This window comes from Deltaproteobacteria bacterium (genome assembly GCA_016875395.1).
Lineage (GTDB): Bacteria > Myxococcota_A > UBA9160 > UBA9160 > UBA6930 > VGRF01.
The window spans coordinates 1-1,282 of record VGRF01000088.1; the positions used below are offsets into that span (position 1 = coordinate 1).

At 72.2% G+C, this 1,282-nt stretch carries 2 protein-coding genes; one reads left to right on the forward strand and one right to left on the reverse strand.

The window, feature by feature from the left end; all coding sequences use genetic code 11:
- Positions 1 to 194 precede the first annotated feature (194 nt).
- The gene (locus tag FJ091_22265) at positions 195 to 833 is read right to left on the reverse strand and encodes a DNA-3-methyladenine glycosylase 2 family protein (protein ID MBM4386074.1); all 639 of its coding nucleotides are present in this window, start codon (positions 831 to 833) and stop codon (positions 195 to 197) included.
- Positions 834 to 869: 36 nt separating this feature from the next.
- Here FJ091_22265 and FJ091_22270 point away from each other — a divergent pair.
- Positions 870 to 1,282, forward strand: a 413-nt coding sequence (locus FJ091_22270; protein ID MBM4386075.1) for an AAA family ATPase, incomplete at its 3' end; no start/stop codon positions are given.

Sequence of the window (1,282 nt, forward strand, 5' to 3'; positions counted from 1 at the left end):
TGGCGGACAAGGACCCGCCGCTCGCGGGCACGGACTTGAACTACGACCCGTTCACGCACGATGGGCGCGGCCGCATCTTCAAGGTGGGCCTCACCTACACGTGGACGCCCGAATGAGCTGACTCGGCTTCGGCCGGCGCGCGGCCCCTGCTCTCGCGAGCGGGGGCCGCGTTGCTTTTGAGCGCGTGCGAGTCGTCAATCGGGAAGCGTGATCTCGAGCGCGCGCCAGAGGTACCACGCGCCCACGCTGCGGAACGGGCGCCACGGCGCGGCGATCGCGGCGAGCGCGTCGGGCTTCGGCAGATCGCGCAGGCCGTAGAGCTTCTGTGCGCCCTTGCGCACGCCGTAGTCGCCGGTGGGAAGCACGTCGGGGCGGCCGAGCGCGAACATCAGCAGCATGTGCGCGGTCCACTCGCCGACGCCGCGGATCTGCGTGACGGACTCGACCACCGCGTCGTCGTGCATGTGCGGGATGCGCCGCGCGCTCACGAGCCCGCTGTCGAACGCGCTCGCGACCGCCTTCACCGCCGCGGCCTTCTGCCGTGAGAGGCCGAACGTGCGGAGCTTCGCGTCCCGCTGCTTCGCGAGCAGCGCGGGCGGCGGGACGCGCCCGCCAAAGCCCGCCTTGAAGCGCCGCTCGATCGTGGCCGCGGCCTTGCCCGCGAGCTGCTGATAGAGGATGGAGCGCACGAGGTAGCGGTAGGGGTCGCCGCGCGGCGTGAGCGTGCACGGGCCGTGCGCCTCGATCACGCGCGCGAGCTTCGCGTCGGCGCGCGCGAGGTGGCGCGTGGCCTCTCCGAGCTTCGCTGCGTCGAGCTTTTCTATGCGCGGCATGGCGGCTCACCGTAAGCTGGCGCGCGAGGTGGCGCGATGGCCGAGCTCGAGATTGCGCAGGAGCGCGCGACGAACCTGTGGAACAGCGCGTCGCGCAAGCTGCCGCAGCTCGCCAAGGCGACACAGCTACGCGCCGCGCCGGCGGTGACGAGCGACCAGATCGGCGGCCTCGCGGCGGCGCTCGACGAAGTGCTCACCTACGCCTGCGCCGCGAACACCCCCGAGAAATACGAGGCGTGGGGCACGTTCCCGCCGAGCGGCTTGCTCCTGATCGGGCAGTCCGGCACGGGCAAGACCCTGCTTGCCGAAGCCCTCGCGACGCGCGCGCGCACCGCGTTCCTGCGCGTGCACGTGCCGAACCTCGCGCTCGAGATCGTGCACCGCGGCGGACAGGTGGGCGAGCTGCTCGAAGGCTGGGCGCAGACGCTCGGCGAGATGCCCCCCGTGAC